This is a genomic window from Mesorhizobium wenxiniae (assembly GCF_002284535.1).
GTDB classification, from domain to species: Bacteria; Pseudomonadota; Alphaproteobacteria; order Rhizobiales; family Rhizobiaceae; genus Mesorhizobium; species Mesorhizobium wenxiniae.
This window is the reverse complement of sequence record NZ_NPKH01000035.1, coordinates 1-25,677: the sequence shown is the minus strand read 5'-3', so window position 1 is coordinate 25,677 and position 25,677 is coordinate 1. Positions and strand designations below refer to the sequence as shown.

Sequence of the window (25,677 nt, the reverse complement as noted above, 5' to 3'; positions counted from 1 at the left end):
CGGGGCTCATAAGGTGAGCCCCTCAGGCTCGGACAGCCTATGAGCACGGCAGCAGGCGGTAACCGTGTTGGCGAGAAGACAGGCGATGGTCATGGGACCGACGCCTCCCGGCACTGGCGTTATCGCTCCCGCTACCTCCGCCGCGCTTCTAAAATCCACGTCACCCACCAAGTGCTGCTTGCCGTCTCGTGCGATCCGATTGATGCCCACATCGATTACCGTCGCGCCTGCCTTGACCCAGTCGCCGGGGATCATCTCGGGGCGGCCGACGGCAGCGACAAGGATGTCGGCCCGACGGCAGATTGATGCCAGATCCCGTGTACGCGAATGAGCGATGGTTACGGTGCAGTTGTCGCCGAGCAGGAGTTGCGCCATCGGTTTTCCGACGATGTTCGAGCGCCCCACGACCACGGCTTCGAGCCCGGACAGATCGCCGAGATGGCTTCGCAGCAACATCAGGCAACCCAATGGGGTACATGGCACCATCGCATTTTGTCCCGTGCCCAGAAGCCCGACATTCGAAATGTGAAACCCATCGACATCTTTTGCCGGGTCGATCGCATTGAGCACGAGATCGCCGTTCAGATGACTGGGTAGAGGGAGCTGGACAAGGACACCATGAATATCCGGATCGGAATTCAGCTGCTCGATTAGAGCAAGCAGATCGGCCTGAGACGTTTCAGTGGGGAGCTTGTGTTCAAGGCTGTTCATGCCAGCCTCGATAGTCTGCCGTCCTTTGTTGCGCACATAGACTTCCGACGCCGGATCATCGCCTACTAGAACCACAGCCAGGCCCGGCGTAATGCCGTGCTCCTGCTTGAGCCAGGCCACATGCCCAGCAACCCTCGACCGTAGCTGCGCCGCGGACGCTTTGCCGTCGATGATCTGAGCGGTCATGTTACCTTTCCTCTAGCCGCTTCGCCGCCGTTTCCAGGGCGTGCCAGAGCGATCCGGCGGACGAGCGCGCGCCCAGCACGGCAATATGAGCGTCGCCGCGGCGGATGACGAAACAGGTCATATGCTCAAGGCCGGTCCGCGTCGCGCGGCCCGGGCCAAAGTCCGCGAGATCGACGTTAACAAGCTTCGACAGCAATGCGTTGAGAGGCCTTGAGCCGGCCCGCGATACAATCTCGAAAGCGACCCAGCCATCGGTCTGCTCGGTCACCGAGCAGCCGGGGGCGAGTTGCTTGAGCTCGGCGGCAAAATCCAGCTCGGCGCGGCCTTCCGCCTCGATCATCCACTGATCCAGCCCGGTCCACACCGCGGCAACCCCCTGCCCTGCAACGCAACGGCCGGGTCCGGGAAGAGTGAGGCCGAACGGCGTCGGCTCAACAGTTCCGCGGCGCAGCACCAGAGAGGCAAGCGCCAGACCCCCGTTCTCACGGATCTCCAACGCCCCGAACGATGCGAGGCGTGGTAGCGCGGCACCGAGCGCGGTGATGGGCCTCAGGTCACTCACGAAGACGTGCTCCTTCAGGATCGACAAAATGCGCCGGCACGACCCGCAGGCGCGCGCTTTCGCCTTCGAGCGGGTTCGCGGCCACGATCACCTCGCCCAGCCGTTCATCGCCGTTCTCTAGGAAACCGAGCCCGATCATCGAGCCGACATGCGGACTGTAGCAAGCCGACGTGATCCAACCCTGGTCGGTATCGAATTTCCTCGGTGCGTCTTCCGCAAAAAGATGTGAGCCGCTGACCACCTTCCCGGCAGGATCGACGGCCCGCAGCCCGACCAGGCGTCGCCTGTCGCCCGCAAGGCCCTCGCGCCGCGACATCACGGCGCCGACGGAATCCTTCTTCTGCGACACCATACTGCCAAGTCCGACCATGGCGGCCGTCGCCTGTCCGTTCAATTCGGGGCCGGCGGCGTGTCCCTTCTCAATCCGCAGCACGCCCAGAGCCTCGGTGCCATAGGGCGTCGCTCCAAGATCGGCTCCCAATTCCATCAGCCGCTCGATCAATGCGTGGCCGTATCGGGCGGGAACCGCAACTTCATAGGCGAGTTCGCCCGAGAAGGAGATGCGGAAGAGCCGCGCGCGCAGGCCGTCGCAGACGGTGAGCTCCGCGCAGGCCATAAAGGGGAAGGCCTCGTTCGACAGGTCGAACCCGTCGACGATGCGGGCGAGCAGAGCGCGCGACTTCGGCCCGGCGACTGCGATCTGCGCCCAGGCATCGGTCGTGGAGATGAGCTGGACGTCGAGTTCCGGCCACAGGCATTGCCGCGCGAATTCCATGTTGCGATAGACCAGACCGGCGTTGGCGGTCGTCGTGGTGACCACACAATGATCCTCGGCCAGCCGCGCGCAGGTGCCGTCGTCATAGGCAAATCCGTCTTCGCGCAGCATAAGCCCGTAGCGGACTCGGCCGACTTTCAGCGTGGCCATCATGTTGCAGTAGAGACGGTTGAGAAACTCGCCCACGTCGGCGCCCTGCACATCGATCTTGCCAAGCGTCGTCACATCACACAGGCCCACTGCGCCGCGCACGGCCCTGGCCTCGCGGTCCACGCTCTGGCGCCAGTGCGTTTCACCCGCACGCGCGAAATATTGCGCGCGCATCCACTGGCCGACCTCGACGAACACCGCGCCCTGCGCCTTGGCCCAGTGATGGGTGGGTGTGAGGCGGCGTGGTCGGAAATGCCGCCCTACATCGCCGCCGCCCAGGACAGAGAGCGTCACTGGAGTGTAAGGTGGGCGGAAAATCGTTGTTCCAGTTTCCGGGATCGACCTCCCGGTCAGCTCCGCCATCACGGCAAGACCGGTCACATTTGAGGTTTTGCCTTGGTCCGTCGCCATGCCCAGAGTCGTGTAGCGTTTCAAATGCTCTACCGGCCCCATGTTCTCGGCATGGGCGAGCTTGATGTCCTTCACCGTCACGTCATTCTGGAAATCGACCCAGGCGCGCTTCTTGCCCGGTACATGGAAGACGTGCGCAACCGTGTAGTCTGCCTCCTCGGCGCGCGGCAAATCGGGCAACGATGCCGCGATTCCAAGTTCGTCCATCGCACGCTGTGCGGCTTGCGCGCCGGAACGCAAGGCGTCGGCGGTGGAAAAATGGCCCGCCGCCGCACCTGCCGGAATTAGTCCTAGGGCCCCCTCCTCCCCAGGCAGGAACGCCTGCAGCGGTTCATTCCAAACAGGCCGACCGCGATGATGCGAAAAGAGATGCACATTCGGGTTCCAGCCGCCAGAGACCCCAAGCGCGCCGCACTCGATCCATTCGGACCTGCCGTTTTCCTGAACCTTTATCGACTTCAGGCCAAGCCGGCCGCGTGAGCCAGTCACCATGCCCCCCGCGATCAGTCGGTAGTCACCGCGAGCCTTCGCCTCGGGGCGCGCGTCGATGACGGCGGCGATCTGGACACCCTTAGCGGCCAGATCGCGCGCGGTGTGATGACCGTCATCGTTATTGGTAAAGACGGCGACCGTCTCGGACGGGCATGCCGCCCAGCGATTGGCGTAAGCCCGCATCGCGCCGGCCAGCATGATTCCCGGACGGTCATTGTCGGCGAAGGCGATGGGCCGCTCTGTCGCGCCCGCCGCCAATATCGCGCGCTTCGCCGTGATACGCCAGAGTGTCTGGCGCACACACCCGTTCGCCTCTGGGAAATGATCGGACACGCTTTCCACCGCGCCATAGATGCCGTGATCATAGACCCCGAAAACCGTGGTGCGACGCATCACGCGAATATTCGGCAGGCTCTCGAATTCAGCCTCCAACGCTGAGATCCAGTTGGTAGCTTGCCCTCCGTCCAGCGTTCCCGTCTCGGACAGAAGCTGCCCGCCCAGGCGGAAATCCTCGTCGGCCAAAATCACACGCGCGCCCCCGCGCGCCGCCGTCAGCGCCGCCGCAAGCCCGGCCGCCCCCCCGCCGATGACCAAGAGATCGCAATGCAGGAAGCCCTTGTCATAGATATCGGGATCAGCCTGCATTGAAAGGCGCCCGAGGCCTGCCGCCCTGCGGATCGCCGGCTCGTAAAGCTTTTCCCAGAAGCCCTTCGGCCACATGAAAGTCTTGTAGTAGAAACCGGCCGTCAAGAAGGGCGACAACAAGTCGTTTATCGCCAGTGCGTCGAATCCGAGCGAAGGCCAGCGGTTCTGGCTTCGCGCCTGCAGCCCTTCGAACAGCTCCACCACCGTGGCTCGCGTGTTCGGCTCCTGCCGCGCGCCCGAGCGGAGTTCGACGATAGCGTTCGGTTCCTCCGAACCGGCCGAGAGAACCCCGCGCGGGCGGTGATATTTGAAACTGCGGCCCACAAGACGCACGCCATTGGCCAGAAGCGCCGAGGCGAGCGTGTCTCCGGGATGGCCCTGGTAGCGCTTGCCGTCGAAACTGAAGTTCAAGGTCCGCGAGCGGTCGATCAGCCCTCCGGCTAGCCGTGTCATTTGCCGCACCTCGTCCGCGAAAGGGGGACATTGCGGGCCAGTTCCGCACCGAGGACTTCATGGGTGACCGTGTCGCGCGTGACCACCAGCCATGACCGGTCGCCCTGCTCGTGGAACCACAGTTCGCGGTGCACGCCCGCCGGGTTGTCGCGCAGGAAGACGTAGTCGCAAAAGGCGGCCTCGGCATCGGGCGCGGAGGAGTCTGGACGGTCGATGAGCCGCGCGTCGCCCAGATAGGTGAATTCCTGCGCATCACGCGGGCCTAGAAGTGGATGTGGGATCAGCATTGGACCGCCTTAGTGGAGATTGGGCTGGGCACCGGCGCCGCGCTCGTCGACCACATGGCCGCGTGCGAAACGGTCGATGCGGTAGGCGCGCGCGGTCTCGTGGGGTGCGCCGGTGGCAAGAAGATGGGCGAAGGCATAGCCGCTGGCTGGCGTCGCCTTGAAGCCGCCATAGCACCAGCCGCCGTTGAAATAGAGGCCATCGATTTGCGTGCGGTCGATGATCGGCGAACCGTCCATCGACATGTCCACCACGCCCCCCCACATGCGCAAGAGCCGCGCCCGCCCAATCATGGGCATCAGCGCCATGCCGCCTTCGGCGACGTCCTCCACCACCGGCAGGTTGCCGCGTTGGGCATAGGAATTGTAGCCGTCGATATCGCCGCCGAAGACAAGTCCGCCCTTGTCGGACTGGCTGATGTAGAAATGGCCTGCCCCGAACGTGATCACACCAGGAATGGTGGGTTTGAGCCCCTCCGTGACAAAGGCCTGCAAAACATGGCTTTCGATCGGAAGCCGCATTCCAGCCATTGCCATGACGCGGCCCGAGGACCCCGCCACCGCCACCCCGACCCTGTCGGCGGCGATATAGCCGCGCGATGTCTCCACGCCACGCACCTTGCCGCGATCGAGCCGGACACCGGTCACCTCGCAATTCTGGATCAGGTCCACGCCGTGGCTGTCGGCGCCGCGCGCATAGCCCCAGGCCACGCCGTCGTGCCGCGCGGTGCCCGCCCGCGGCTGCACCAGGCCACCTTTGATCGGGAAGCGCGCGTTGTCGTAGTTCAGGAACGGAACCATGGCGCGCAGTTCCTCTCGACCTAGCAGCCGGGCGCCCGCCCCCGCCAGCATCATGGCGTTGCCGCGGCGGCGGAAGGCATCACGCTGCGCATCCGTATGATAAAGGTTGATGATGCCGCGCTGGGAAACCATCGCGTTGAAGTTGAGCTCCTGTTCCAGTCCTTCCCAGAGCTTCATCGAGAACTCATAGAAGGGCTCGTTGCCGGCAAGCAGGTAGTTCGAACGGATGATCGTCGTGTTTCGCCCGACATTCCCGGATCCGAGCCAACCCTTCTCCAGCACGGCGATACGGGATCGCCCGAAACTCTTGGCCAGATAATACGCTGTCGCCAAGCCGTGACCGCCCCCGCCGACGATCACGTAGTCATAGGCGGGCTTGGGCTCAGGGTTGCGCCAGAGCGGCCGCCACCCGGTATGCCCCTTGAGCGCTTCAGCAAAGACGCGGAAGCCCGAAAACTTCATATCAAGAACTCCTTGGACTGCCGAGACTATGTCACGGCAAGGGCAGTGAGGTGTTTTCAAAATTGACTCATGTGTGCTTTTGCCGGACATGTTCGAACGATGTGGACGATAGGATTTTCAACGGGATGATTGACGGGAATCACGGCAGCGCGCGGCGATACGGTTTCCTGCTGATCGAAGGCTATGCCCTGATGTCCGCGGCCTCCGCGGTCGAGCCGCTGCGCGCCGCCAACCTGCTTAGCGGGCGGACCCTTTACGATCTGAACTTCATCTCGGCCAAGGGCGGGTGGATGCGCAGTTCCGTCTCGGGCGCGTTCGAGACCGAACCTGTTTCAGAGGCAGGCACTAATTTCGACATTCTGTTTGTCGTGGCGGGCGGCAATCCGCTGACCTATCGCGACGACAGGATTCTGGGCTGGCTGCGCCGTCTTGCCCGGTCGGGAGTGCCTTTGGGCGGAATCTCAGGCGGGGCGGCAATCCTGGCCGCGGCGGGTGTGATGTCGTCACGCCGGTTTACGATCCACTGGCAACACATCGATGCAATGCGCGAGATCTATCCTGAGGCGCTGATTGAACGCCGCCTCTTCGTCATCGATCGCGACCGCTTTACCTGCGCCGGCGGCATGGCTCCCCTGGACATGGCCCACGCCCTGATCGCTTCAGATCACGGTGTGGAATTGGCCCGCGCGGTCAGCGATTGGTTCATCCATACCGGCATCCGGCAGGCCGAGGCCCCGCAGCAATTGGACCCGGTGCGCAGGTATGATCTGCACCATCCCGCTCTGGTCGCCATGGTGCAACTGATGACGAGTCATATCGCGGACCCGCTAAAGCTAGAGGATTTGGCTCATCTGAGCGGTATCGGGGCGCGGCAATTGGAGCGGCTGACAAAGAACCAGCTTGGACAGAGCGTGATGCAGTTCTATCGGTCTCTGCGGTTGGAGAAGGCCGATGAGATTCTGCAGCAGTCGAACCTTCCGCTCGTCGAGGTGGCGCTTGCCACGGGCTTTTCCAACCGTAGTCATTTCTCACGCGCCTTTCAGGCCCACTTTGGCATTGGCCCCGCCACTCGACGCAAACGGCGCGGCCGCGAAGAGGCTCCGGATCAGTCTGACCGAAGAATCCTGGGGAGAAACTAAGCAGCGGGCCCAGTAGAGCGTTCCAAGCAGGCTCTTAGCCTTCGGCACACACCGGTCCCAGTGATCTCAACTTATGGAGGAAGGGTTCGGGAAGCGGCGTGCTGCGACCATTTTTTCGATCGACAAGCACGTGAGTGACTTCAGCTGTAGCCATTGGCTTACCTTCGATCCATAAACCTTGGCCCACAAGAAATGATGATCTGCCAGTCCGGAGTAACAATGATCCCACAACGATCTTGTTTGGATACTTTATCTCTGCGCGCAGGTCCATGGCGATCCGCGCAATCGGCAGTATGTAGTCGTCGGAAGCCAGCATCGTGTCGAATATTGCCCTGCCAGCGGCAAAATAGGACGAGTATACACCGACGTTCACATGACCGAGAGCGTCGGTATCACAGAACCGGACATGCTCGTCAGCAAAATGCTGGAAAAGCTCAATATCTAGCAGTCGTGCGTCGTTCATCTTGTCACCAACGAAGTCAGTTGGATACGCAAGCTGCGCCCGTCATCTCGAGAAGCGTCCATCGGCTGTGTCCCCACTCACCAACCCGCATTTCAAACGCCAGTCACTGTACCTGGGAGGTTGTGCCGCTGAATATATCTCTAGTGATTACCTGCCCCTCCACTGGGGCTTACGCTTTTCCATGAAAGCCCGTGGTCCTTCGAGGCTATCTTCAGAGTTCGCTATAGCTTTGTACTTTTTCAATTCACTTGGAGGGTTTCTAACCGCTGCGAAACCGTCCCTTGCAGAGAGGTGCGATGTATAGCGCATAACTTCCTTGAGACCTTCAATGGCGAGCGGGGCAGATTCGCAGATCTTCTCGGCATGGCGCATCGCCGCGGCCAGAGCCTCTCCCAGGGGAACAACCTCGTTCACAAGGCCCCATCGAGCAGCCTCAGACGCCGAGATCGGCTTGCCGGTCATCATGAGGTGCATTGCAATATTGTACGGTATCCGGCGATGCAGGTTCTGAATGCCGCCCGCCATCGGCAAAAGCCCGATCCGCGTCTCAGGGAGAAGGAAGCGCGCATGCTCGGCCGCTACGATCATATCGCACGCGAGCGTGATCTCGAAGCCTCCTCCCGCCGCGGCGCCGTTGACAGCGGCTATTACCGGCTTTGTCAGACCCCAGAACTCCGCAATGCCACCGAACCCCCCAGGGCCGTTGCCGACCTGCGTATCATAATAGAGGTCGGCGGTTAGGCTTTCATCGGACTCCTTCAAGTCCCAACCGCCGCTGAAGATGCGGTCCCCGGCGCCTGTGAGGATTGCCACTCGTAGGTCTTCGTCTTCCTGAAACGCCGCAAACGCAGCATAAATTTCTCGGCTCGTACGGCGAGAGATCGCATTCGCCGGCGGGTTGTCGATTGTGACAACAAGTATCTGTCCGTGGCGCTGAGTGCTAACTAGTGCGGTCATAGCGGCAGCCTTCTGGATTAGTGCTTCATATGTTGATTCTTGATGGCGGCTCTAACCGGCAGCGCGTCTACCGCAATCACTTCGGCATCAGTAATAATCACAGGATTCACATCGAACTCAGCAAGCTCGTCTTTCAGAGCATCAGCCATAATTGAGAATTTCGAGAATGCTCGGGCCAGTGCATGGACATCATACGGTTTCTCGCCACGACGGCCGTCGAATATCGGTCGAATCTTGAGGCGGTCGATTAGCTCTCGTGCGCGCTCCTCGTCGAAGGGCGCTAGCGCAATCTGCCGGTCGGCAAACAACTCGATCCATTTCCCGCCCGGAGAGACGGTTACCAGCGCGCCGAACTGAGGATCGACAACCATGCCAAAGCTCATCTCAACGCCGGAGGGGCTCATCCTCTGGACCATCACCTTAGGTCCCAGACGCTGTGTCAAATCCTTGTACGCTTCAGTCACCCGAGTAATGCTGTCCAGATTCAGCAAAACTCCACCGACGTCGGACTTATGATGGATCCCCGGCATCGCAGTCTTCAACACCACAGGAAAACCCGTCCTGTCGATCGCCGTCAGCACCTCCCGCAGATTCTCGCACTCGTGGTATGCCACCACCGGAATATCAAAAGCCTGCAATACCGACAGGCCAATCTTCTCACCATCGGAACCCGGCCGCGCGAGCAGGGCTTTAGCACTTTCAAGAGCTGATTGTGGCACCGAGAGGCGGACCTCCCTCGCGGCATTTTCTAGTCGCGCTTTAAAGGTGTCGACGGCCTTCACCGCCGTCATCGCGCAATCGACCCCGTTGATGAGTGGAACATCGCAATCCAACAATCGCGTAGCTATCTTAGAGTTCGCAATCCCCGAAAAGCTGCTCATCATAAACATCGGTTTTCCGGTCAACCGCTGCGTCTCAGCCACGATCTCGGCATATACGGTCCCAAATTGAAAGGCGTCCCCTGCCTCGGTTGCAATAGCGCCAAATGCGCTGTTGGGATCACGCATCATCACCTCTAAACAACGCGCAAAATGTGCTTTGGCGTCGGTACGGCTACCCCATGCATCCAGTGGGTTCTCCGCGATCATACCGTCGTCCAACTGGTCCTGCAGTTGGGCCAGCGTGGACTTACTAAGCTCAGCGAAAGTGGCGCCCTTGTCTTCCGCGATATCAACCATGAGTTCGCGCAGCCCGCCGGAATCCATCGCCACGCAGAGCCCACCTGAATTGGCATCCTTGACGTGCGCGAGTAACTGGGCTGTCGCCGCCAACTCATCGAGCGTCTTGACCGAGATCACATTGTAACGGTCGAAGAGCGCTTCATAGGTCGACGCGTCGCCGACGACCGCTCCACTATGACTTATGGCCATAGCGGCGCTCTTTGCCGTCCGGCCGACCTTGAGCGCGACAATCGGTATGCGCTTGCTAGCGGCCTTTCGTAGCGCTTCCACGAAGCGTGCGGGGTCACGGACCGTCTCGATAAACAATGCAACTGCTTTGGTCGAGGGCAACTCCAGCGCATAATCTAAGTAGTCCGCCAATGTGGTATTGATTTCCTGGCCGGACGACACGGTTAAATTGTACCTAAGACGCGTTAGATCAGTGGCTAGCGCTTGAATGACAGACCCGGAATGGGCGATCAATGAAACGTTTCCAGGCGCGGCCTTGGTAACCGGACAGGAGCTAAACGTTGCATGCGTGCTGTTGGTGAAGTTCTGAAACCCCATCCCGTTACCGCCGCAGATCGGTATTCTCGCTTCGGCGGCGATACGGGCCAGGCGATCGCGTTGTTCCATATTCCCGCAGTCCGCGAATATGACTGCCGCCCGTACGCCTAGCGCTACACATTCCGAGAGAACTTGCTCCAACGATCTCTGATTGACCGCAATTACAGCCAGGTCTGGCGTCTCTGGCAGTTCAGACACCGCGCTGAAGCAGTCGACATTTCCTATCTTCTTATAATTGCTGTTTACGGCGTAGAGGCGCCCGCGGTACCCACGCTCAACCATGTGGTCAACCGCGCTTTTGCCTAGGCTACCTTCAGTTGCCGAAGCACCGATAATCACGGCGGAATGAGGTTCAAGCAATGGCTTTAGCCAGTGGTTGGAGGGCACTTCGGAATTCTCCTTGAGGGGCAATTTCTTATAGCCAACATAGCCATGCTGACCCCATGCACATTGACATTTCATGCCACATTTTCGATAGTGCCCGCCAACAGGGGTCGTTGTCGACACCTAGGAGTACATCATGACGACCGCGGTTCTGAAGCTGCCCACTATTCCAATGCGCGTCTGCAAACCGGTCTTGGCCCATATGCGCGATCACGGCGTTGCGATCCCAGCACGTGATGCGCGTACTGGGTTTGACCTTTCGAAATTTCAAGTTGACGGTAAGCGTGTATTCCTCTGCGAGTGTATCGCTCTTATGGAGTTTGCCGCGCGAGAAATTTCCGAGCCGGCGTTTGGCCTTAACCTCGGCCGCACCTATAGTATTTATGACCTTGAGATCATCGGCTACATGATGCTGAACTCAAAGGATGTGGGAGACGCTCTACGGACATTTGTGCGGTATTTCAAACTTCGTGCCGACGGTTGTCGATTCGACCTCATTAGGGGAACAGAAGGGACTGCGGAGTTGACTTATACAGTTATCGCCCCCGGCGTCGCTGAATGCAGACAGGATGTTGAACTGGCGCTCGCCTGGGGCATGCAGATAATACGCACGCTATCAAGCCGTACCTGGCGCCCGATTAGCGTGCAGTTCACGCATACTCCCTTGGCCGCTATCGAGGATTACCGGGAGGTTTTTCAATCGCCAGTTCATTTCGAACAGGGTTCCAGTTCGATTCTTTTCGACAGCAGGGTGTTGGAACATCCTGTCGCCAACGCAGACCCGCAGTTGTTGGGCATTCTGCGGGACCAGGCAGAGAGCCTTATATCACGAGACACCTACTCTGCTGATCTGGCTTCGCTCGTAGGCGCGCAGATTGACCAAGCTCTGCTGCTGGGTAGGGCTCCCCGAATCGACTGGATTGCTAAGCAACTGGGCATGACCACACGAACGCTTCAACGTCGCCTGGACGAACAGGGACTAATGTTGCGTGATTTAGTCGACGCCAAGCGGAAAGCCGTCTCGACCGATCTACTGGAGAAATCTGATTACGGTCTTGCCGACATCGCCATGATCTTGGGCTACTCGGAGGTCAGCGCATTTGTTCGAGCTTTCACTCGCTGGACGGGTATGCCCCCAAAGGCATACCGAGTGCATTGGCGAGAACAGGCGCTCGCCAATGCCTGAGGTCGCACAGGTCGGCTCTCGTCGGCGTGATTAGTCTCTTAGAGGCTGTTTTGAATCGGTCTGAGGCTGGGGTATGATTCAAGCGTTGGATGTGGACAGAGCAGAGCCGTGGCCGGATGGCCCAGATCGCCAAGAAGACCAAGCGCTACCCGTCTGATTTGACCGACGAGGAGTGGGAGCAGTTCGCGCCGCCGATGCCCAAGCCGCGGCGCGTGGGCGTCCGCGTGAGGTTGATTTTCGCGAGGTGATCCATGCGGTGCGTTACCTGGTTCGCTCGGGGTGCGGCTGGCGGATGCTGCCGATTCATTTCGGGCCCTGGCAGACGGTCTATGGGTGGTTTCGCGAGCTGGCGCGGCGGTTTCTGTACTAGATCATCCACAACGTGGCTCTGATGCTGGATCGTGAGCGGGCTGGGCGCGAGGCGAGCACAACGGCGGCGGTGATTGACAGCCAGTCGGTGAAGGCTCCGCAAGCTGGAACAAGGGGTTACCGACGCCGGAAGATCGTCGGACGCAAGCGCCATATCGCCGTCGATACGGATGGACGCCTGTTGATGGTCAACCTAACGCCGGCCGATATCTCGGACAGCGCCGGCGCTCAGGCGATCTTGGATGGTATCCGCAAGCGCTGGCCCTGGGTGAAGCATCTGTTCGCCGATGACGCCTGCGATCAGCTGAAGCTCATGGACAAGGCAGCCTATCTGGACTTCGTGGTAGAGATCATCCGCAGATCCGACGACCAGAAGGACTTCGAAGTCTGGCCCGCCGCTGGGTTGTCGAGCGCACCTTCGGCTGGATGACAAGATGGCGCCGCCTCGTCCGCGACTACGAGAAGCGCATCGACGTCAGCCGCTGTACCGCTCTGTAGACAACGACATCCCCCGACGTGAGATTCAAATCCAGTTTTTCTGACAGTAGGTCGTCGCTACACGACGGCGACCCCTTCGATTCAGTCAGAATGCTCGACGCTCTAGAATGAAGGGCGCCTTGGTCAAGGGCGCCCTTCGCATCGGCGGCAGGCTTCGATCCCGGAGGCGCGGACCTAAGCACTTCGGAAGGAGCCGCCGATGAGCCCTTTTTTGGGCATCCCGCCGAGCCAACGCCGGCCGGGCGAGTCTAGCGCACGCAATTATGCGACGGGCGCTATGGTTAAATGCTTCGATCCGTCAGAACGAGCGCTGGAAGCGGAGGAGGCCGCCGAAGTTGTCGTCGTCATCGGCACCGGTCCAGTTGCTGACGGTCTCATCACCAAGATGGAAGTAGCTGGCTTCGGCCGTGATCGTCAGGCCGGGGACGATATCGTAGGCGATGTTCGCCACGACGCCGAGATTCTCACCTTCGTCATAGGAGATCTGGGTGTTGAACGAGGTCTTCTCGTTGACGGTGTAGGTGCCACCGCCCCAGACTGCCCAATTGCCGCTCCACAGCTTGTACATGCCGCGGCCGCCGGCGGGGATTGCGAAGCCGCCATCCGTGTAGTTGTCGTCCGTGCCGTAGCCGGCCATGATGAACAGCGACAGGTTCTCCATCGGGGTGACGTCGAGGCGAACCTTGCCGGCGACTTCTTCATAGTTGCTGTCGTAAGCAATGACGCCGGTGATCGCGCCCCAGCCCTGCGTCCACTTCACACCGCCGACGACATGCGGGACGTAGCTGTCGATCGTGAAGGCGCCGTAACCTTGTTCGAGCGAGACGACGGCGGAGAAGCCGTTGCCGGCGTCGAAATAGTACTGGACGACGTTGGTGTCGAAGCCACCGTAGGGAACCAGCGTATCGTTGAGGACGTTGCCGGCGTAGCCGCTGAACGTATCGAAGGCCGAGTCGTCCTTACCGACGCGCAGCCCACCGAGCTGGATCCAGGCGTAGGGCAGCGAAACGCCCGTGTTGCCGGCTTCGTTGAGGTACGGAGATGTATCGCCTTGGGTGTTGCGGAAGTTGAAGCGGGTCTCGGTGTACGTCTTCAACGTGCCGAGCTCGGTTTCCTGGCCGGTCGAGGTCTTCAGCGTGAAGCGAGCACGCTTCCAGTAGGTATCCTGATCGTCGCCGTCCTCGACGTCGACGGTCCCCGCACCGGTGAATGTGCCGACGTCGCCGACGCCGATGTCGTAGCGGACATAGCCGCCGATGCGCAGGCAGGTCTCGGTGCCGGGGATGTAGAAGTAGCCAGCGCCGTAGACGTCACAGATTCGGACGTATTCAGCGGGTTCCGGCTCGGCGACGACGACGGCGTCGGCGGCGCGCGCACCGGAAACTGCGACCAGTGCCGCAGCGGAGCCGAGAAGAAGGCTCTTGATGTTCATTTTGATCTCCACTCAAAAGTTGAAAAATGGGCCAGGGTATATTTGCTGGAAGAGAGCATCCCCACCCGGTCCCCGCGATCGAAAAAGGTGCGCTCGCGCTGCTTCTTCGCAGCTTAACGTTATCCGACGTATAAAATAGTCCAAGTTTCGTGGCGATCATTCGACATGATATATGTAGAAGTTGCTATTATGTCACAAATACCTCATTTATACTGCACAGGTCGTGCAAACTATACAAACAACGCAGACTGGACAACTTGCACATATTACGGATAGAACGCTCAGTGCGAAGCCGCGCCCGCACCGCTCATACAATTTTCCCAGGAGGTTCAGTTGGGCTTATGTCGAGGAAAAGTCTCGCGCGGCCAAGATGACTTCTGCAGCCAGATCTTGTCTCAGCATTTCTATGGGAATTCGGCCGTCAAGCCGCGGTGAAGGAGAGGTCACCCAAAGCCACGCCAGTCTGGGATTGGCAAACACTGAGAGCACTTGTCGTATCCCCGCCGCAGGCCTGCCGTCGACGAACTGAGCCAAGGGGACACGTGCTTGCGGCGCTTTCCGCAATGCGACCACGTCGTTGTGCCGTTGCCACCAATGCAATCTCGATCGCGGTATGCCGAAGCGTTCCTCCAGATAGGTTGGCCCTGCAACCTGACCCGCCCAGTCTTCAATTCGCAGGCAATCGCTTTGCAGATCTCGCGCTTTTAGGGCTGTGTACCCATGCGGGCCCTCGGTCGGCGCCGTGAGCGAAGCCGCCTCACGGGCGCTTTCATCGGAACGATGCGCTGCATCGGCTGCGAGCCTGCGAACAAATTCCGTGGCCAGGGCGGTCAAATCGTCATGGATAGCCTGTTGGGGCGTTGCCGAAAGCAAATCGGCAACAGCGGTATTGCCAGTCAACATCGCGATGAGATTGAGCTCCGTTCCTTTAGAACCTCATCGTACTTGGCCAGAACGCGCTCGACTTCTTTCGCACCAAGCATAAAAACTCGTCCTGGCGAGGTCCATTTCCACAATCAAAGGGTTTTGTCATGTGTGGCTCCCATGCCGCGTAAGAGTCCGGTTGATTGCCTGCGCGATCGAATTGTGATTATGGGCTACGATTTCGTCATCGAAGTGATGCGCCGTATCGATACCGAGGCCGGCTTCAAGGCGCTGCTCAGGCGTTGGATGGTCGAAAGAACGTTCGGCTGGCTAGACTAATACGCTGGCGCCGCGCGTGCGCGACTACGAACCACGCATCGACGTCTCCTTAGCGAAACTCCATTGATGCGATGCGAGGCCATTGCAAACCCACAACGCTTAACGGTCCGTGTCAGGGCGCATTGTGAGAAATGTCAGAATTTCCTCACGACCAATCATGCCGACGTTCGTACCGCCTCTCGAAACGAGAAGCGTTCCAGTTCCAGAGATACCCCTTCGTATGACCTCTGCCACTGGCGTTTCGGCGTCGATAGAACCGCCATCACAGGCGACATTTGCGGAATGGACGATCTCCGAGTTTGATTGCATGATGTCGCCGGCAACCAACTTGTCCAAGAGGGTGACATGGCTCACGAATTCTCGAACGTAGGGTGTCGCAGGTCTCAGTAGAATATCCTGCGGCGTACCGATCTGTTCCACCTTTCCTTTGTTCATGATCGCAATGCGATCACCTAAACGCGCGGCCTCCTCAATGTCATGAGTGATGAATACAGTGGTTTTTGTCGCTTTTGCCGAGATCTCTATGAACTGATCCTGTAGCTGCCTTCTGATAATGGGATCCAACGCGCTGAACGGTTCGTCCATCAGCAGAATTTCCGGATCTGTTACCAAGGCGCGCGCTAGACCCACACGCTGCTGCATTCCACCGGACAGCTCGTCCGGATAGAACGCGCCCCACTGTGGCAGGTGAACCCGTTCCAGCGCCTCTTGGGCAAGCTGACGCCGCTCCGCCCTCTTGACCCCGCGTATTTCCAGGCCCAGCGCGACATTCTCCGTCACCGTTCGGTTCGGCAGTAGTGCGACATGCTGGAAGACCATGCCAATCTTTTGCGAACGCAATTGCAGCAGACGTGCGTCGCTCAGCTCTTTGATAGATACCCCATTAATAATAACCTCTCCGGCGGTGGGCCTAATCAGGCCGTTAATGTGGCGCAGCAGGGTGGATTTCCCGCTTCCGGAAAGGCCGATGATACAAAATATCTCGCCTTCATTTATGTCGAAGCTAACGTCTTCGACGCCCACGACATATGGGGGTGCCGGGGCGCCGCACAGACGTGATCGTTTTATCTCCTCCAGCGCATCGCCTTCGCGCGCCGCGTAGACCTTCCAGACGTTTTTGAACTCAATCTTCTTGACTGACAATTTCGAGGTCCTAAACCAAGCGTGGGGGACAAAGGCGCCTTGGTGGTGCTGGCCTCTATGGCTTGGCTGCTTTCAGCGCCTCGCTTACCCAGCCGTCGAACGCAGCGCGGTTTGCCTTGAGCCAATCTTGCGTGTGGCGCTCAATATCCTCGGGAGACTTCTCGCCTTGTTCAATGAGGCTGTTCTCAGCTTCAATGTCCGCGACTGGCACCGTGGCGAGTTCGAAGAATTTCCTGGCTGCGGGATTTTTGTCCAAAAACTGATTGTTCGCGAGTACACGAATCGTATTAGGGGCAAATCCAGTGTTCGTGCCGTCCGGAGATTCCGTGTTCGCGTTCGGGTCGTCGGGGCTTGCAGAGAAGGGCACGCTGAGCCAAACGACATCCGTTCCAGGCTTCAGACGATTATTCAGCCAATTTGGCGACCACGTATAGTACACAATTGATTGACCATTCTTGTACCTTTCCAGCATATCAGCCACCAGAGCAAAGTACTCGCCCTGGTCATGATGGATTGTATCCCGCAATTTATAGGTCGTCATATGATGCTCAATTATCCGCTCGCATCCCCAACCTGGGTTGCATCCCACGAGATTGGCCTTCCCGTCACCATCACTATCGAAAAGTGCTGCAAGCTTCGGGTCAGAGAGCTGCCCGATGTTCGATATGCTGTATTTGTCAGCTGTGCGTTTGTCGATAAGATATCCCTGCTTCACGTTGGGCGTGAAGTTTCCTAGCCGCGTCATTACCTTATCGCCACCAGCATTCTCGAAGAACGCGTCATGAAGGGGTTGCCAATGGTGCACCGTGTAATCGACGTCGCCGTTTGCTACAGCGATGTGAATTGTGGGATAGTTCGCTATCTGAGGCTCCTCAACCGTATAGCCGAGTGCTTCTAGCCCATGCTGAACAATCAGGTGTTGGAACACCGAGGTGTAATCTTCGCCTTTAATCTGTCGGACTACTATCCCTTTTCCTGGGAGATCTTGAGCCAAAACGCCGGGTGCGAGCGCGACGGTGAACACCGCAACGGCGGTTGCCAATTTTTTCAAAACTGACGTGATCATTTCATCCTCCTTGAGATCTGCTTATTGTTGTTCATTTTGTTCCACGGAACAGGAAGCTCAGGATCGCGAGAGGCCGCGATCCTGGCCCTGTGGCGCCAACACGCTGTCTGGTCGTCTGCGCAAACGACTGTGATAGGCGGTCGATCGCAATCGCCAGCATCACAATTCCAAAACCCCCAACGGTTGCCTGGCCGAGATCTAAGCGGCCTATACCGCTCAACACGAGTTGCCCCAGCCCTGGAACAGAGATCATCGAAGAAACAACCACCATCGACAGGGCAAGCATGATTGTCTGATTGACGCCAGTCATTATGGCCGGCCGCGCCTGTGGCAACTGAACCTTAAACAGGACCTGCCAATCATTCGCTCCGAACGCACGAGCGGCTTCAACGAGATCGTGACTGACCTCACGAATGCCAAAGTTTGTCAGTCTGATCACCGGGGGGAGCGCATATATCATCGTAACGATCGCACCCGGGACCTTGCCAATGCCAAACAGCATCACAACTGGCACCAGATAAACGAATGAGGGGATCGTTTGCATGAGATCCAAAACAGGCCTCATGCCGGCTTGGACCTTGTCACTACGCGACATGAGGATTCCGAGAGGAATGCCGATGATAAGGCATGCGAGAACGCAGCTTACGACGAGTGATAGCGTCGTCATCGCCTCTATCCACGCGCCGATGAGGCCGATCACGATCAACGGCATGACCACCGCTACCGCCACGCCAGCCCCACCTGTCTGCCACGCGACCAACCCGACAACCACGAGCAAAACAGTTGGCGGACAGCTCAGCAATGCTTGTTCCACGGCGTTGAGAAGAAGCTGAAACGGAACCTTGATAGACTGGAACACCTCACGATAGTTTGACGTGACCCAGGCCATTCCGCTGTTAACCCATTCCCTGACCGGAATGTCGATTGAGGCAAATGGGTCAAAAAGGTCAATTCTTTCGGGCATCGCGACCACTCCCGGCTTCAAACAATGCGCCCGCCCCCATACCACCACCAACACACATTGTGACGACAAGGTATTTGCCACCTCGTCGGGACAACTCAATAACTCCGTGGCCAGTCAGGCGAGCACCTGTCATTCCGTATGGATGTCCAAGGGCAATCGCGCCACCGTTCACGTTCAACCGTTCAGAGGGAATCTCCAATCGATGCTGACAGGGGAGAACCTGGGCAGCGAAGGCCTCGTTGAGCTCCCATAGGTCGATATCGCTGGTTGCCAAGCCCGCCTTCCTAAGCAGTGGCGGCACCGCGAATATCGGTCCTAATCCCATCTCGTTCGGCTCGCATCCAACGACCGAGTATCCCCGAAAAATGCCCAGGACGGGGAGCCCCGATCGCGCCGCGTAATCCGCGTCAGCTAGAACGCATGCTGATGCGCCATCAGACATCTGGCAGGCGTTTCCGGCCGTAACCGTGTACTCACTTCCGAGGATCGGCTTAAGTCCGCTCAAGGTTTGCTCGGTTGTGCCAGGCCGGATGCCTTCATCTTTATCGACGCTTGCCGAACCTGCAGGGTACAGTTCGTCATCTATGGTGATCGGCGCGATCTCGCTGCTGAATCGACCTGCTTCCCGCGCGGCCGAAGCGCGACGTTGGCTTTGCGCCGCATAAGCGTCCTGATCTTCCCGTCTGATCCCGTATCGCTGAGCGACGACTTCAGCGGTATGGAGCATGGGCATGTAGATTTCGGGCTTGTGGGTTTTGAGCCATGGCTCGGAGATCCAGCCTTGACGTATCTGCTCGTTATCCACAAGGCTAATTGAGTCCACCCCCCCCGCAACACCGATGTCAATCTCTCCACAGGCGATGCGATGAGCAACCTGAGCGATTGCCTGCAGCCCGGAGGCACACTCTCGGTTTACAGTTGCAGCCGCAACCGAGGTCGGCAGACCTGCGCGGATTGACGACAGCCGGGCAATATTTCGTCCCGCGGCGGCTTCAGGCAGTGCGCATCCAATGATCGCGTCTTCGACTTGACCAGGTTCAATTCCAGCACGCGCGACAGCGTGGGAAATAGCGTGCGCAGCCAGCGAAACGGGATGAACCGCGCGCAGCGCTCCCTTGTACGCTCTGCCGACGGGAGTCCGAGCTGTTGAAACGATAGCTACCGTTCGCATCTTTCACCTGACATCCGCAAATCGCATACCGCTCTTGGCAAGGAATGCCAGTAGAGGGGCAGGCTCCCATAGCACCGGGCCGTGTTCTTCTCGAAATTCGATGACCCGCTCGTAGACTCGTTTTGGACCCAAATGATCGGCCCAGAACATTGGACCTCCCTTGCGACGTGGAAAGCCCAGCCCATTCATCCAAACGACATCGATGTCTCCGGAACTCCTCGCTATGCCGTCACCGAGCAGCCAAGCTGCGTCGTTAACCACAGGCAGCAGGCATCTTTGCAGTATCTCGTCATCGGAGATGTTCCGTCTTTTGAACCCGAGCTCGGAGGATGTCGACTCGATCAACGCCGCGACCTCGATGTCCGGATGCGCCTCGCGCTGTCCCGGCTCATATCTGTACCAACCTTTGTTTGTTTTCTGACCATAGCGGCCAGCTTCGTAGATCCGGTCCGCGACGTGCGGATAACGCATTCCGGCGGGATATGACGCCGCCTGCCTTACATGATAGCTGATATCGTTTCCGGCCATGTCGTTCATCACGAATGGCCCCATCGCGAACCCAAACTCTTGAAGCACTCTGTCGACCTGTTCCGGAAGGGCGCCCTCTTCCAACAGAAAGAGTGCTTCGCGTTGGTACCCGGCAAGTAGTTTGTTAGCTACAAACGCGAACTGGTTGCCGACAACCACCCCGATCTTACCAATGTGCTTGGAAACAACTCTCAGTTGCTCAATAGTCCCTTCCGCTGTCTCCCTGCCTGAAACTATTTCAACCAGCTTTAGGAGATGAGCAGGGCTGAAGAAATGCATCCCAGCAATGTTTTTCGGCCGCCCTGTTGCAGCTGCAATCTCATCGATATCAAGCGATGATGTATTTGTGACCAAAGTCGTGTTGTTTGGACATATGCTGTCTAGCTTGGCGAAGATCCTTTTCTTTAGTTCAAGGTCTTCGGAGACCGCTTCGACAACCAGATCGGCCTCATCTAACGCCTCCATATCGCCAATCGCTATGATATTGTTGCGTGCAATCTCGGCCTGCTCCTGAGATATTCGACCACGCCGAACCATGGATTTCAGCGACGCACCAACGGCCTCAAGGCCCTCGGCTAGCCGATCTCCAGCTTGATCGTGAACCAACACCTTCAAGCCGCCTGTCGCAAAGCTGATAGCAATTCCGCGACCCATGAAGCCGAAGCCCACCACTGCAACGCATTTCGGAAGACTTATGGTGTCGGACCCAGACCGGATATGAGGCAGATCAGTTGCAAGCTCGACCTTGCTTGCATGTAATAGTGCTATTGTCTCGGCTTCCGCGAGCAGCTTTTCGTTGTGTCGGTTTTCAATGGCGATGTTTTCTTCGAGGGAAGTTGACTGGGCTCCCATGACGCATTCCATAGCCAGTTTCCCAGCCGGCGCCTTCAAGGAAGCTGGAAACGATTGCTTGAAATCCTCAATGATATCCTGCCGACTTTTCTCAGTTGGGCTTTTTGAACGCCTCGGACTGCGATCCGTCCCGACCCGAATTGCCTCATCCACCAACGCTTCACGGCTGCTGACCAGTTCATCAACCACTCCGAGCGCGTGCGCGGCATTTCCGGTAATGTTCTTCCCCCCGACGATCATTTCAAGGGCGCATTGCAATCCTGCCAATTCACTCAGATGAAGAGCGGCGGCACCTGAAGGAACAAGCCCCCATGTCGCCTCGGGAAACGCAAGCTGTACGCTCGGTGTCGCAACCCGCGCGTGGCAGGCGAGCGCTATGGACAGAGCCTCCCCAATAGCACGACCCTCAAGAGCCGCGACAATGGGGACCGCAGACGCCTTAATCGCGGTTATCAGTTCCGGCAAGCCGCTAAAGTCTGTCTTCCCTGAGCATCTTGAAATGTCAGTTCCAGAAGAGAATTCCGGCCCTGCGCCCGTCAGAATGATCGCATCGATGCCTTTGCTCGTCGCAAACCGCTCGATCAGAATTTTCAACCGTGCACGAGCAACGGCAGTGATCGCATTCACCGGAGGATTGTCTAAATAGATGACCGCAGCCCGACCAAATAGTTTGTAGTGAGGGGCACCCAACATCAAGCATTCTCCAGCAAAGCGATCTACATATGACGGCGCTCGCAAAACCAGTTTAACACGAGCTCCATCGGTCGAGATTAGACCGCGCGATTAGGATCGCATTGACACGTTCAGCCACTTTTTTGACATCTGCCGCCATCGACACTTGATATTGCCGTTTTGCCCTAGGATGCGAGCTCGAGGCGGAAGCGAGGGCGGGCGATTTGCCCCCCAAGCACTGGGATATCCGAGGCGAAGGTGAAGTCCACCAGCGCCCTCTCCCGACGCGAAGTCATCAAGGTAACGCCGAAGGATGGAAGAATGAAGCGCCGTCGCCGACGAGATTCTGAGGCGGATCACCCGCCTCATGGCATCGAGCAGGAGAGCGGATAGGCCCCGAGTTGCGCCACGCGGTGGGCAGGCAGTCTCGGCCCGATGCCCAACGCTGCTCAGGCCAACACTGCCGCGGTTCTCACCGGTCGGGCAAAGTCTGATGACGGCAGTGCTCGGAAAGCCGGTGGTGGGACGAGCTACAGCACGACGTCCCTAGCTTAGCCGTGATTGGCAGTCTGGTGGACGAAAAAGCTCCTGGAGTATCTCGCACAATCCACTTGTCCCGTCGGCGAGACCGAACACAGCATCTTCAATACGTGTCATTCTGCCGGCCTCAAGCGAAGTGCTAGCCAGCGCGCGATACTTAGAACGTAACTCATCGGTCCGGAGCGGACATTCCGGGTCACCGCGTGGTGTCGCTGGATCTGAAGCTAGCCGGCGTCCGTCCGTCGTGGTGACGACGACCTCAGCCCATCGCTCCGCCGGAAACACGTTGCTGTAGGGTCCGTGCTCCACCAGTACAATGCGCTTTTGCAGGGCGGCGGTGAGCGGGTCGGTCAAACCACGTCCGGTGATTTCTTCGGTGCCCACCTGCCCGTGGGCCAGCGCGGCGGCGACGGGGAAGGCTGTGGAATACTGCGCGGCATCGGTCTCGGTCGGCACCCGCGAGCCGAGGGCGACGGCCGCGGCAAATGTTCGGATCTCAACCCGCTCGATCTGTTGTGGCGTAAGCGCGTGCCGGTGCTTCAGATCGAGCGCGGCATCAATCGCCGGATGCGCCCAACGGCATACCGGATATGGCTTGAAATACTGCTCCTCGATGCGCCAGCACACGCCCAGATCGGCCCAAAGCGCCCCCGCCTCTTCGCTCTCGATTATGGCGGCCGGAGCGCCCGTAAAGCCCTGCCGCGCAAGGTAGGCGGCAGAGACACCAACCATTGCGCCCCAACCGGAACCGTCTTTCACCATGGTCGGATGAGCCACCATGCGCATCATGGGACTGCGCGGACCGTAATACTCAGCAATCCCAAGCGCATGCCGAAGCTTCTCCTGGCCTAGACGCATCAGGCGCGCTCCCAGTGCGGCGCAGGTGATGGAGTTCCAGGATCCCGATGAATGGAAATCGGAGGTGCTCGCATGCTGTGCAATCCCCGCGCGGGTGCCGATCTCGTAGCCTTGCACCAACAGCGTGAGAAACTCGCGGCCGGTGGGCGTCACGACTAAGTCCTGAATCAGCGCGAGAAGCGCCGGAAGCACGGCGCATCCGACATGCCCTTTCACCAGACGATGACCATCATGTGCATCGATGGCATCGATTGTGATGCCGCCGGCCAGCGACGCGCCGACCGCGCTGCATCGACGTCCGTCGAATAAGAGACTTGCTCCTAAGGTTCCAGCACCGGCGGCGAGAAATGTGGCCGAGAAGTCACGAGCAATTTGAGACGCAGGAGTGAGCGCGCCGGCGGCAGCGGTGCCAAGCAGGTCGATGAGACAGCGCTCGGCTTGCGCGACGACCGTTTTCGGTAGGTCCTCGAACTGAAGTTCGAACAGAAACGCGGTTAGGCGTTCAAGCGCCGCGCTCATCGCCCCCTCCACACGAGCTTGCGCTTCGCAGCGATTGTGAGCGTCGAGGGTAGCAGGGCTGCCTGCCTATTTCTTGGTATTTTGGGTTAACCATGAGGATTCTACCGGTTAGGTCCAGACACTTTCGCTTTTTCTCGGGCGGCGGCTTCTCCGTGGGCCGAGATCTGCTCCGGTGGAGCGGGTCGATCGTCATTATCTTCGGGCGGACCACTGGCTGCCGGCGATGTGCCTGCACCGTCCAGCTATCCGGTTCTGGCAGCTCTGGCCGTCCGGGAAGGTTCCCACAACCCGAGCGCGGCGGTCGGTCCAAATCTCCAGCCAACACGACTGTTGGAGAAGCTGTAGTAGCTAAGCGTCTCCATGAGCGTCTCGACCGTCCTGTCGCCTAGCACTCCGGGCAACAGCGCGAAAGTCGAAAGAAAGTAGGTTCAGGCGCGAGCCGTCGAGCGTGATCAGCTTCACCCCCGCTTGCACCGTCCGGCAATTCGCCTTCATGACTCGTCTAATCCTTCGGCAGGAAAGGCTTGACCCGCATGCGCTCCCCTTCTCTACCGCGCAGCAAATCAACCAAAGCTTGGGGGATAGGCGCCGGCCGATAAGTGGTCCGGTCGAAACTCACCCAAACGATCTCGCCCGAGCTGAGCAAAGTCTCACCGTCCCTAGGGTAGATCTCGAGGGCGAAGGCAAGGCTCGTCCGTCCGGTCCAGGATGCGCGGGCGAAAATCTCCACATCGTCATCGAAATGGAGGGGGGCCTTGAGCTCAGCACTGATCTTGACGGTGTGGAAATCAATATGATCTTCACGATCCACGAGACGGACCCTGAGTGCCCGCATGTACTCCCACAATGCGAGACTGAAATAGTTGACGTAGTTTGCGTTGAAGACGACTCCCTGTGCATCAACCTCCGCCCAGCGGACGCGAAGCGGGATTGAGAACGTGAAATCCGTCTTAGCCATTTCAGACCGCTGCATGACTGATGGTCGGCTCGGTGTGGTGCCCGTACGGGGCACTCATCGAACGTAAACTTGCTTAACGGGCGATGCTGTCGCGTCGCTGGAGCTGGGCTCAACGGTAGTTTCCCCACCTACCCCAAACCTTAAGAACGCTAACGCGACTCCTGCGATGCCCAACGTCACTTTTATAGTAATCGCTCCAACGCGGTGATCTCGGGCGTGAAGCCTGCACGCATCATGGACCACATATGCATTGGTGCAGCTCTGCCCCCAATCTAAACTTGCTTTTCTCCAGGCGTCGGTCGAACCGTTGCGGTCGCGCGTATATCAGCCTAACAACTACAGGCAGCCAAGCCACGGTATGACCGAGAATCACCGCGCCAAGCGACAAGGAGACTTCCAACTGCTTCAACACAGTAATATTGCCAACCCTGTAATCAGTACTGGTATTATTAGCGGTATGTGTTCCAGCAATTCCTTCCCTCGTCGGCCAGGTGGGCTGCCCGGGCGGTGCTCGCGCGCGATGGCAATTCACACGCGCCCTATCGAGCATAGTTAGATCGTGCTACGCGAATCGCGTTGACAGTTTCGGTCAGATCGTTGACATTTACCGCCATTGCCCTCTGGTATGCTGACTGAGGCGCGATTTCCACCTTCTATAGTCAGCCGTCTGAGCCACAATCACAGTGATACCTCCTCATCGAACACCTTGCCGTCGCACTTCGTCAATCGCCCCGCCATGCAATGACGACCCGCTTGACGGTGCAGTTCTTCAACGACGGCGACGCCGCGCCTCCGTGGCTTTGCCGTCTTTGAATTCGGGACAAGAGTCATGCTGTAAACCGCACGGCTGCTTTATGGGACTGGAGCATCACCAGCCCGTCGGTGTATGATCGGTCCCAGCTTGGCAAGTTGCCGAGGCCGGTTACGTTGGCCCTGCAACTTCTATTAATCGCTCAAGCTTGCGCGGCTCTGGCCCGATCATGCTGATGACTATAACGTCAGATAAAGATGGGCACTTCTCACGCGGAATTTAGCGACAATTACACGCTCAGGCAAATATACTTCATTTCAGTATAATGATCGATTCCGTATTTCGAACCTTCACGGCCTATTCCC

General features: G+C 58.7%; 19 protein-coding genes and 2 pseudogenes. 4 read left to right on the top strand and 17 right to left on the bottom strand.

Features of this window, described 5'->3' with window-relative positions; translation table 11 throughout:
* Positions 1–6 precede the first annotated feature (6 nt).
* Genes folD through CIT31_RS27410 form a run of 5 tightly spaced genes read right to left on the bottom strand, consistent with a single transcriptional unit; the run spans position 7 to position 5,932 of the window.
* Positions 7–897 carry a bifunctional methylenetetrahydrofolate dehydrogenase/methenyltetrahydrofolate cyclohydrolase FolD gene (gene folD / locus CIT31_RS27430; RefSeq protein WP_095521179.1) on the bottom strand — a complete coding sequence of 297 codons (891 nt, stop codon included), beginning with the start codon at positions 895–897 and terminating at the stop codon, positions 7–9.
* Between the two features lies 1 nt (position 898).
* Complete coding sequence (locus tag CIT31_RS27425) at positions 899–1,486, bottom strand: sarcosine oxidase subunit gamma (protein ID WP_245316486.1); 588 nt, start codon at positions 1,484–1,486, stop codon at positions 899–901.
* Entirely contained in the window at positions 1,452–4,385 is a 2,934-nt protein-coding gene (locus tag CIT31_RS27420; RefSeq protein WP_095521177.1) for a sarcosine oxidase subunit alpha family protein, read from the bottom strand. Before CIT31_RS27420 ends, CIT31_RS27425 begins: the two co-directional genes overlap by 35 nt.
* Positions 4,382–4,672 carry a sarcosine oxidase subunit delta gene (locus CIT31_RS27415; protein WP_095521176.1) on the bottom strand — a complete coding sequence of 97 codons (291 nt, stop codon included), beginning with the start codon at positions 4,670–4,672 and terminating at the stop codon, positions 4,382–4,384. The genes CIT31_RS27420 and CIT31_RS27415 overlap by 4 nt, the downstream gene beginning before the upstream one ends.
* 9 nt (positions 4,673–4,681) lie before the next feature.
* Positions 4,682–5,932 (bottom strand): sarcosine oxidase subunit beta family protein, encoded by a 1,251-nt coding sequence (locus CIT31_RS27410; RefSeq protein ID WP_095521175.1) that lies wholly within the window; start codon positions 5,930–5,932, stop codon positions 4,682–4,684.
* A gap of 125 nt (positions 5,933–6,057) precedes the next feature.
* Between CIT31_RS27410 and CIT31_RS27405 the strand changes: the two genes are divergently transcribed.
* Positions 6,058–7,071 (top strand): GlxA family transcriptional regulator, encoded by a 1,014-nt coding sequence (locus CIT31_RS27405; RefSeq protein WP_206073422.1) that lies wholly within the window; start codon positions 6,058–6,060, stop codon positions 7,069–7,071.
* Positions 7,072–7,105: 34 nt separating this feature from the next.
* On the opposite strand, the gene CIT31_RS27400 is transcribed toward CIT31_RS27405, so the two are convergent.
* From CIT31_RS27400 to CIT31_RS27390, 3 genes are all read right to left on the bottom strand, one after another.
* Positions 7,106–7,534, bottom strand: coding sequence for an acyl-CoA thioesterase (locus CIT31_RS27400; RefSeq protein ID WP_095521174.1), 429 nt, complete (start codon positions 7,532–7,534; stop codon positions 7,106–7,108).
* Between the two features lie 147 nt (positions 7,535–7,681).
* Positions 7,682–8,491, bottom strand: a complete 810-nt coding sequence (locus tag CIT31_RS27395) for an enoyl-CoA hydratase-related protein (protein ID WP_095521173.1) — start codon at positions 8,489–8,491, stop codon at positions 7,682–7,684.
* 17 nt (positions 8,492–8,508) lie between these two features.
* Positions 8,509–10,725 (bottom strand): acetate--CoA ligase family protein, encoded by a 2,217-nt coding sequence (locus CIT31_RS27390; protein ID WP_133116213.1) that lies wholly within the window; start codon positions 10,723–10,725, stop codon positions 8,509–8,511.
* A gap of 13 nt (positions 10,726–10,738) precedes the next feature.
* Between CIT31_RS27390 and CIT31_RS27385 the strand changes: the two genes are divergently transcribed.
* Positions 10,739–11,788 carry an AraC family transcriptional regulator gene (locus CIT31_RS27385; RefSeq protein WP_095521171.1) on the top strand — a complete coding sequence of 350 codons (1,050 nt, stop codon included), beginning with the start codon at positions 10,739–10,741 and terminating at the stop codon, positions 11,786–11,788.
* 89 nt (positions 11,789–11,877) lie between these two features.
* Positions 11,878–12,655: pseudogene (locus CIT31_RS27380) on the top strand (IS5 family transposase).
* Between the two features lie 298 nt (positions 12,656–12,953).
* On the opposite strand, the gene CIT31_RS27375 reads toward CIT31_RS27380, so the two are convergent.
* Together CIT31_RS27375 and CIT31_RS27370 are read right to left on the bottom strand one after the other, a co-directional pair.
* Complete coding sequence (locus CIT31_RS27375) at positions 12,954–14,087, bottom strand: porin (RefSeq protein WP_095521269.1); 1,134 nt, start codon at positions 14,085–14,087, stop codon at positions 12,954–12,956.
* A 339-nt stretch (positions 14,088–14,426) separates the two neighbouring features.
* A complete protein-coding gene (locus CIT31_RS27370; protein ID WP_108722859.1) occupies positions 14,427–14,990 on the bottom strand; it encodes an antitoxin Xre/MbcA/ParS-like domain-containing protein in 564 nt (187 codons plus the stop codon).
* A 174-nt stretch (positions 14,991–15,164) separates the two neighbouring features.
* Here CIT31_RS27370 and CIT31_RS35370 point away from each other — a divergent pair.
* A pseudogene (locus CIT31_RS35370) lies at positions 15,165–15,357 on the top strand (IS5/IS1182 family transposase); the annotation flags it as partial.
* Positions 15,358–15,389: 32 nt separating this feature from the next.
* Here CIT31_RS35370 and CIT31_RS27365 read toward each other — a convergent pair.
* The 7 genes from CIT31_RS27365 to CIT31_RS27335 form a co-directional block, all read right to left on the bottom strand.
* Positions 15,390–16,433 (bottom strand): betaine/proline/choline family ABC transporter ATP-binding protein, encoded by a 1,044-nt coding sequence (locus CIT31_RS27365; protein ID WP_095521170.1) that lies wholly within the window; start codon positions 16,431–16,433, stop codon positions 15,390–15,392.
* Positions 16,434–16,488: 55 nt separating this feature from the next.
* Entirely contained in the window at positions 16,489–17,499 is a 1,011-nt protein-coding gene (gene proX, locus CIT31_RS27360; protein WP_095521169.1) for a glycine betaine/L-proline ABC transporter substrate-binding protein ProX, read from the bottom strand.
* A 31-nt stretch (positions 17,500–17,530) separates the two neighbouring features.
* Positions 17,531–18,463 carry an ABC transporter permease gene (locus CIT31_RS27355; RefSeq protein WP_095521168.1) on the bottom strand — a complete coding sequence of 311 codons (933 nt, stop codon included), beginning with the start codon at positions 18,461–18,463 and terminating at the stop codon, positions 17,531–17,533.
* Positions 18,447–19,634 (bottom strand): acetyl-CoA C-acyltransferase, encoded by a 1,188-nt coding sequence (locus tag CIT31_RS27350; protein ID WP_095521167.1) that lies wholly within the window; start codon positions 19,632–19,634, stop codon positions 18,447–18,449. The genes CIT31_RS27355 and CIT31_RS27350 overlap by 17 nt, the downstream gene beginning before the upstream one ends.
* A 3-nt stretch (positions 19,635–19,637) precedes the next feature.
* Positions 19,638–21,707, bottom strand: a complete 2,070-nt coding sequence (locus tag CIT31_RS27345) for a 3-hydroxyacyl-CoA dehydrogenase NAD-binding domain-containing protein (protein ID WP_095521166.1) — start codon at positions 21,705–21,707, stop codon at positions 19,638–19,640.
* A 525-nt stretch (positions 21,708–22,232) separates the two neighbouring features.
* Positions 22,233–23,603: an MmgE/PrpD family protein gene (locus tag CIT31_RS27340; RefSeq protein WP_095521165.1), complete on the bottom strand. Its 1,371-nt coding sequence runs from the start codon at positions 23,601–23,603 to the stop codon at positions 22,233–22,235.
* Between the two features lie 502 nt (positions 23,604–24,105).
* Complete coding sequence (locus CIT31_RS27335; protein ID WP_165778568.1) at positions 24,106–24,561, bottom strand: acyl-CoA thioesterase; 456 nt, start codon at positions 24,559–24,561, stop codon at positions 24,106–24,108.
* Positions 24,562–25,677: the final 1,116 nt, after the last annotated feature.